Origin of the sequence: Streptomyces sp. 7-21, from assembly GCF_016741785.1 — a bacterium.
Lineage (GTDB): Bacteria > Actinomycetota > Actinomycetes > Streptomycetales > Streptomycetaceae > Streptomyces.
Window position 1 is genome coordinate 94,363 of record NZ_JAERRL010000018.1, and the last position, 6,400, is coordinate 100,762.

The window sequence follows — 6,400 nt, forward strand, 5'->3', positions numbered from 1 at the left end:
GCCGCGCCCGCACCCGCCTCACCGCTCCAGCGCCGCCAGGGCCTCGTGCGCCGGCAGGGTGCACCGCCCCTCCCCCGCGTGCGTCCACGCGGCGGCGCACAGCGCCCGCAGTCCGTCCGCCGGGTCACCGCCGGGCGCCGTCCGCTCGCACCGCAGCGCCCCGCCGCTGACGCCCGCACGCCAGCCACCGCACGCGAAGCCCCCGCCCGACGGCTCCCGCACCACCGCCGGCTGGGGAGCCAGCAGCCCGCGCAGGTCGGCCGCCACGTACGCGGGCCGGTGCGCGGGCGGCGCGGCCAGCAGCTCCGCGGCGCCGGTCACCCCGGTCAGCACCAGCAGCGCGTCGACCCCGCCGTGGTGCGCCCCCGCGATGTCCGTGTCGAGCCGGTCCCCGACGATGAGCGGCCGGCGCGCCTGCGACCGCAGCATCGCCTCCCGGTGCATGGGCGGCGCGGGCTTGCCCGCCACCTCCGGCCCGGCGTGCCCGGTCGCCACCCGCACCACCTCGACCGCGGCGCCGTTGCCGGGCGCCAGGCCGCGCCCGCTGGGCACGGTCGCGTCGGTGTTGGACGCGAACCACGGCACGCCCCGCCCCACCGCGAGCGCCGCCTCGGCCAGCGTCGCCCACCGCATGTCCGGGCCGCCGTACCCCTGCACGACCGCCGCCGGGTCGTCGTCGGCGGAGTCCACCGGCCGCAGCCCGTGTTCCGCCAGCGCCACGCGCAGCCCCTCACCGCCCGCGCACAGCACGGGGGCGCCGGCCGGGACGCGTTCGGCGACGAGGCGGGCGACCGCCTGCGCCGAGGTGATGACGCTGGACTCGGCGGCGGGCACGCCGAGGCCCGTCAGGTGGGCGGCGACGGCCGCGGGGGTCCGCAGCGCGTTGTTGGTCACGAAGGCCAGCCGCATGCCGCCCTCACGGGCGGCCCGCAGCGCCGCCACGGCGTGGGGAACGGCCTGGCTCCCGGCGTACACCACGCCGTCCAGGTCGAGCAGCGCGGTGTCGTAGGCCTCGGCGAGGGGGCGGTCACAGGCACGGGGGGTGGTGAGTATCGCAGCCATGGTCGCTTCCGATCATCCCTCACGCCGGTCCGCACCCGCACGGCGCCCGCTCCCGCCGGCGGCTTACCATGAGCGGATGCCCGCCGATGGTCTGGACCTGGCTCCGTTCCGCGGGGTGCGCTACGCGCCGGACCGTGTCGGCGGCCTGGCCGCGGTGACGTCCCCGCCCTACGACGTGGTGGTGCGTCCGGAGGGGCTGCGCGCCCTGGAGACAGCCGACCCGCACAACATCGTCCGTCTCATCCTCCCGCAGGCGTCCGCCCCCGGCGAGGCCCACCGCAGGGCGGCGGCGACGCTGCGGGCCTGGCGCGCGGAGGGCGTGCTCGTCCGTGATCCCGAGCCCGCCTTCTACGTCTATGAGCAGCGCCACGGCAGCACCGTCACGCAGCGCGGGATCATCGGCGCGCTGCGGCTCACCCCGCCGGAGCGCGGCATCGTGCTGCCGCACGAGGACACCGTTCCCGAGGTCGTCGCCGAGCGGGCCTCGCTGCTGCGCGCGACCGCCGCGAACCTGGAGCCGCTGCTGCTGACCTACCGGGGCGGCGGCCCGGCCGCCGGCACCGCCGCGGTCATCGCACGCGCCGCCGCCCGGCCGCCGCTGCTGGCGGCCACCGCGCCGGACGGCACCGGCCACCGGCTGTGGGCCGTCACCGCCCCCGCCGACCAGGAGACCGTGCGGCGCGGGCTCGCTACCCGCCGCGCCATGATCGCCGACGGCCACCACCGCTGGGCCACGTACCTGCGCCTGCACCAGGAGCACGGCGGCGCTCCCCCGTGGGACCGCGGCCTGGTGCTGCTCGTCGACGCCGACCGCTACCCGCTGCGCGTGCGGCCCATCCACCGGGTGTTCCCCGGGCTGCCCCCTGCGGAGGCGCTGGCCCGCGCCGCGGCGGGGTTCCGGGTCCGCCCGCTCGGCAGCGGGCTGGAGGACGCGCTGGCGGCCCTCGCTGCCGTTCCGCCGTCCGACGGCAACGCCATGGTGGTGGCGGGCGGCGGTGGATTCCACCTTCTGGACCGGCCCGACCCAGCGCTGCTGGCGCGGACCGTGCCGGCCGGGCGCCCCGAGGCGTGGCGGCGGCTGGACACGGCGGTGCTGCGCGCCACGCTGCTCGGCACGCTGTGGCGCGGGACGGCCGCCGGCGCCGTGCGGTACGTGCACGACGCGGCCGCCGCCGTGGCCGCGGCGGCGCGGTCGGGCGGGTCGGCCGTGCTGCTGCGTCCGGTCGCCGAGGAGACCGTGCGCGGCCTCGCCGAACGCGGGGTCACGCTGCCCGAGAAGGCAACCTCGTTCGGGCCGAAACCGGCAACCGGCCTGGTGCTGCGGCTCCTTGACGAGGGCGGCACACCCGATTGCGGGTGAAACTTAGGTTAGGCTAACCTCACTCCCAGTCTTCTCTGCTGACCTGGGAGCCGCATGAGCGCCATCGTTTACGCCCGGAAAGACGACCGGCTGGGCGAGTTCGCCCTCCGCCGCGTCGACCCGGCCGCCGACGCCGCACTGCTGCACCGCTGGCTGACGCACCCGAAGTCGGCGTTCTGGCTGATGACCGACGCCTCGCTCGCCGATGTCGAGGCCGAGTTCCGCGCCATCGACGCCGCCGGGGCCCGCGACGCCTTCCTCGGACTGCACGAAGGGCGGCCCGCGTTCCTCGTCGAGCGCTACGACCCGGCGCACGACCCAGTGGGCGCCGTCTACCAGGTGCGCCCCGGTGACGTCGGCATGCATTTCCTCGTCGCGCCCACCGACACCCCGCTGCACGGGTTCACCCGTGCCGTGATCACCACCATCATGGAGATGCTCTTCGCCGACCCCGCTACGCGCCGCGTCGTCGTCGAGCCCGATGTCCGCAACAAGCCGGTGCACGCCCTGAACGCGGCGGTCGGCTTCGAGGTAGCGGCGACCGTCTCACTGCCCGGCAAGGACGCCCTCCTCAGCCTGTGCACCCGCGAACAGTACCTCGCCACCCGCCAGGCCGTTCGGCCGTGAGGAGCCCCCGCATGTATCTCGCCGCCGGCGCCCCCGCGGACGCCCCGTTCCACGCCACCGACCACCTGACGCCCGAGCTGTGGGAACGCGCCACCCGCCACCTGATACGCAAGGCGCTCGCCGAGTTCTCGCACGAGCGCCTTCTCACTCCCGCCCGGGGCAGCGACGGCCGGTACACGGTCACCAGCGACGACGGCTCCGTCACCTACACCTTCTCCGCTCGGCTGCTCGCCCTGGACCACTGGCTGATCGACGCGGCCAGCATCACCCGCCACCGCGCGGGCGAGCAGCTGCCGCTGAACGCCCTCGACTTCTTCGTGGAGTTCCGCGACGCCCTCGGCCTGAGCGACCGGGTGCTGCCCGTCTACCTGGAGGAGATCAGCTCCACGCTCGCCAGCGCCGCGTTCAAGCTGTCGCGGCCGCAACGCTCCGCCGCCGAACTGGCGGCCGCGGACTTCCAGGACATCGAGGCGGGCATGACCGAGGGCCACCCCTGCTTCGTCGCCAACAACGGCCGTATCGGCTTCGACGCTGCCGAGTACCGCGCGTTCGCGCCGGAGGCCGGGGCGCCCGTCCGGCTGATATGGCTGGCCGCCCGCCGCGATCTGGCCACGTTCACCTGCGGGGCGGACCTGGACTACGACACCCTCATCAGCAGCGAGCTCGACCCGGCGACGCTGCGCCGTTTCGCCGCCCGGCTGGCCGAGGCTGGCCTGGGGCTTGACGACGTCTACCTGCTGCCGGTGCATCCCTGGCAGTGGTGGAACCGGCTGTCCGTCACCTTCGCGGCCGAGGTCGCCCAGCGTCACCTGGTCTGCCTGGGCTACGGCGATGACGAGTACCGGCCCCAGCAGTCGATCCGCACGTTCTTCAACGTCTCCTCGCCCGACCGCCACTACGTCAAGACCGCCCTGTCCGTGCTGAACATGGGCTTCCTGCGCGGCCTGTCCGCCGCCTACATGCGCGCCACGCCCGCGATCAACGACTGGCTGGCGGGCCTGGTCGCGGGCGATGAGACGCTGCGCGCCACCGGCTTCGGCCTGCTGCGGGAGCGGGCCGCGATCGGCTACCACCACCGGCAGTACGAGCTGACCGCCCAGAAGGGCTCGCCGTACCTGAAGATGCTGGCGGCGCTGTGGCGTGAGAGCCCGGTGCCGAAGCTGGAGCCGGGCCAGCGTCTGGCGACGATGGCGTCGCTGCTGCACGTGGACGCCGGGGGCCGGCCGCTCGTCAGCGCGCTGATCGCGGAGTCCGGTCTGCCGGCCCACCAGTGGCTGCGCCGCTACCTGGACGCGTACCTCGTGCCGCTGCTGCACTGCCTGTACGCCCACGACCTGGCGTTCATGCCGCACGGCGAGAACGTCATCCTCGTCCTGGAGAACGGCGTGCCCCGGCGGGTGTTCATGAAGGACATCGCCGAGGAGGTCGTCCTGATGAACTCCGCGACGCCGCTCCCCGAGGAGGTCGAGCGGATCCGGGTGGAGCTGAGCGACGAGCTGGTGACGCTGTCGCTGCTGACGGACGTGTTCGACTGTTTCTTCCGTTTCCTCAGCGCCCTGCTGGTCGCGGACGGGCAGCTGGAGGAGGACACCTTCTGGTCCTCGGTGGCGGACTGCGTCCGGAGGTACCAGCGCTCGGCCCCGCAGCTGGCGGAGAAGTTCAAGCGGTATGACCTGTTCGCCGAGCGCTTCGCGCTGTCGTGCCTCAACCGGCTTCAGCTGCGCGACAACACGCAGATGGTCGACCTCCAGGACCCGGCGGGCGCGCTGCAGTTCGCCGGAACACTGGAGAACCCGCTGGCCCGCTTCGCCGACGGCAGGTGATCCTGGGGGTGCCCGCCGCGGCGAGCGGCGGACACCCCCCTTCTGTCACCCGGCGCTGTGTGCCTCGTCCCCGGCCCGCTCCTCGGCCTCGGGGTCGAGTGCGTCGACGAACTCCAGACCGTCCAGCTCAGCCAGGCGGTCCGAGGCGTCGGTCGCCCCGCTGTGGTCGGACTCCAGCGCCCGCCCGAACCACTCCCGGGCCTCCTCGCGGCGCCCGGCGGCCAGCAGCGCGTCGGCGTACGCGTACCGCAGCCGCGCCACCCACGGCTGGTGGGAGGAGGAGTTGAGCTCCGGCGTCTGCAAGGTCACCACGGCGGCGTCCGCCTGCCCCATGTCGCGGCGGGCCCCGGCGGCGACCAGCCGCATCTCGATCTTGCCCGCCTTGTCGAGCTTGCGGACCTCCGGGTCCCTGGCCATGGCGAGCGCCTTCTCGGGGCGCCCGAGACCCCGCTCGCAGTCGGCCATGATCGGCCACAGGTCGCTGGCGCCGGACATGCGGCGGGCGGCACGGAACTCGGCCAGCGCCTCGCCGTACTTCTCCACGGCGTAGGCGGCGAAGCCGGCCGCCTCGCGCACGGCTGCCACACGGGAGGCGAGGCGCAGGGCGACGCGGGAGTGCGCGTAGGCACGCTCCGGGTCCTCATCGAGCAGCCTGGCGACCATCACCAGGTTCTTCGCGACGTCCATGGCCAGCGTCTTCGGCATGCTCCGCAGCTGCTGCCGTACCGAGGCGTCGACCTCTTCGCCGGTCACGTCGTCCGGGATGGGCAGCCGCTGGACCTGCTCCCGTTCCCTGGTGCCGTCCTTGCGGGACCGGTCGCGCCTCTCCCCGCCGCGGCCGTCGCGCCGGAATCCGCCGCCCCCGCGCGGCCCGCCGCGCCCCGGGCGGCCGTCGCGGCCCCCGTCCCGGGATGACCGCTCGGGGCGCCCGTCGCCGCGCTTGCCCTCACCGCCACGCCACGGGCGGCCCTCGTACCCGCCGCCGCTCCGGCCGCCGCGGCCGTAGCCCTCACCCCGGCCCGACCGGCGGTCTCCCCAGCGGTCACTACGGCCATCCCGCCTGCCGCCGTCACCTCGCCGGGGGCCGTTGCGCTCACCGGACCCGCGCGGCCGGTACCCGCCGCCGTGGCCACCACCACCGCGTGACTGGTCAGACCGCCCCTCCCGCCGCTGCGGACGCCCGGACGGCTCGGACGGTTCGGAGCGCCCGGACCGCTCCTCGGATGGCTGGGACATGAACGTGACTCCTGCGATGACTCAATGAGACGGACAGTTGTGACAACAAAAAAACCTCGGGTTCCCAGCATGCACGCTGGGAACCCGAGGTTCCTAAAAATCGTCCGGCGGCGACCTACTCTCCCACACGGTCCCCCGTGCAGTACCATCGGCGCTGGAGAGCTTAGCTTCCGGGTTCGGAATGTAACCGGGCGTTTCCCCTCCGCCATGACCACCGGAACACTAACGAAGTGCTCCAAGCGAACAAGCACACTCTTCAGTTGGAACACCACAAACGGCGGCCTCAAAAAGC

5 protein-coding genes and 1 rRNA gene are annotated in these 6,400 nt (G+C 74.2%); 3 read left to right on the forward strand and 3 right to left on the reverse strand.

The window, feature by feature from the left end:
- Positions 1-18: 18 nt before the first annotated feature.
- Entirely contained in the window at positions 19-1,062 is a 1,044-nt protein-coding gene (locus JK356_RS19830; RefSeq protein ID WP_201870029.1) for an HAD-IIA family hydrolase, read from the reverse strand.
- A gap of 76 nt (positions 1,063-1,138) precedes the next feature.
- On the opposite strand from JK356_RS19830, the gene JK356_RS19835 reads away from it, so the two are divergent.
- Genes JK356_RS19835 through JK356_RS19845 form a run of 3 tightly spaced genes read left to right on the forward strand, consistent with a single transcriptional unit; the run spans position 1,139 to position 4,872 of the window.
- Positions 1,139-2,422 (forward strand): DUF1015 domain-containing protein, encoded by a 1,284-nt coding sequence (locus JK356_RS19835; RefSeq protein ID WP_201870030.1) that lies wholly within the window; start codon positions 1,139-1,141, stop codon positions 2,420-2,422.
- A gap of 54 nt (positions 2,423-2,476) precedes the next feature.
- Entirely contained in the window at positions 2,477-3,049 is a 573-nt protein-coding gene (locus tag JK356_RS19840; protein ID WP_201870031.1) for a GNAT family N-acetyltransferase, read from the forward strand.
- Positions 3,050-3,060: 11 nt separating this feature from the next.
- Positions 3,061-4,872 carry an IucA/IucC family siderophore biosynthesis protein gene (locus JK356_RS19845; protein ID WP_201870032.1) on the forward strand — a complete coding sequence of 604 codons (1,812 nt, stop codon included), beginning with the start codon at positions 3,061-3,063 and terminating at the stop codon, positions 4,870-4,872.
- 45 nt (positions 4,873-4,917) lie between these two features.
- On the opposite strand, the gene JK356_RS22090 is transcribed toward JK356_RS19845, so the two are convergent.
- Together JK356_RS22090 and rrf are read right to left on the reverse strand one after the other, a co-directional pair.
- A complete protein-coding gene (locus JK356_RS22090) occupies positions 4,918-6,108 on the reverse strand; it encodes a tetratricopeptide repeat protein (RefSeq protein ID WP_236671617.1) in 1,191 nt (396 codons plus the stop codon).
- Between the two features lie 102 nt (positions 6,109-6,210).
- Positions 6,211-6,327 (reverse strand): 5S ribosomal RNA (gene rrf / locus JK356_RS19855).
- Between the last annotated feature and the right edge of the window lie 73 nt (positions 6,328-6,400).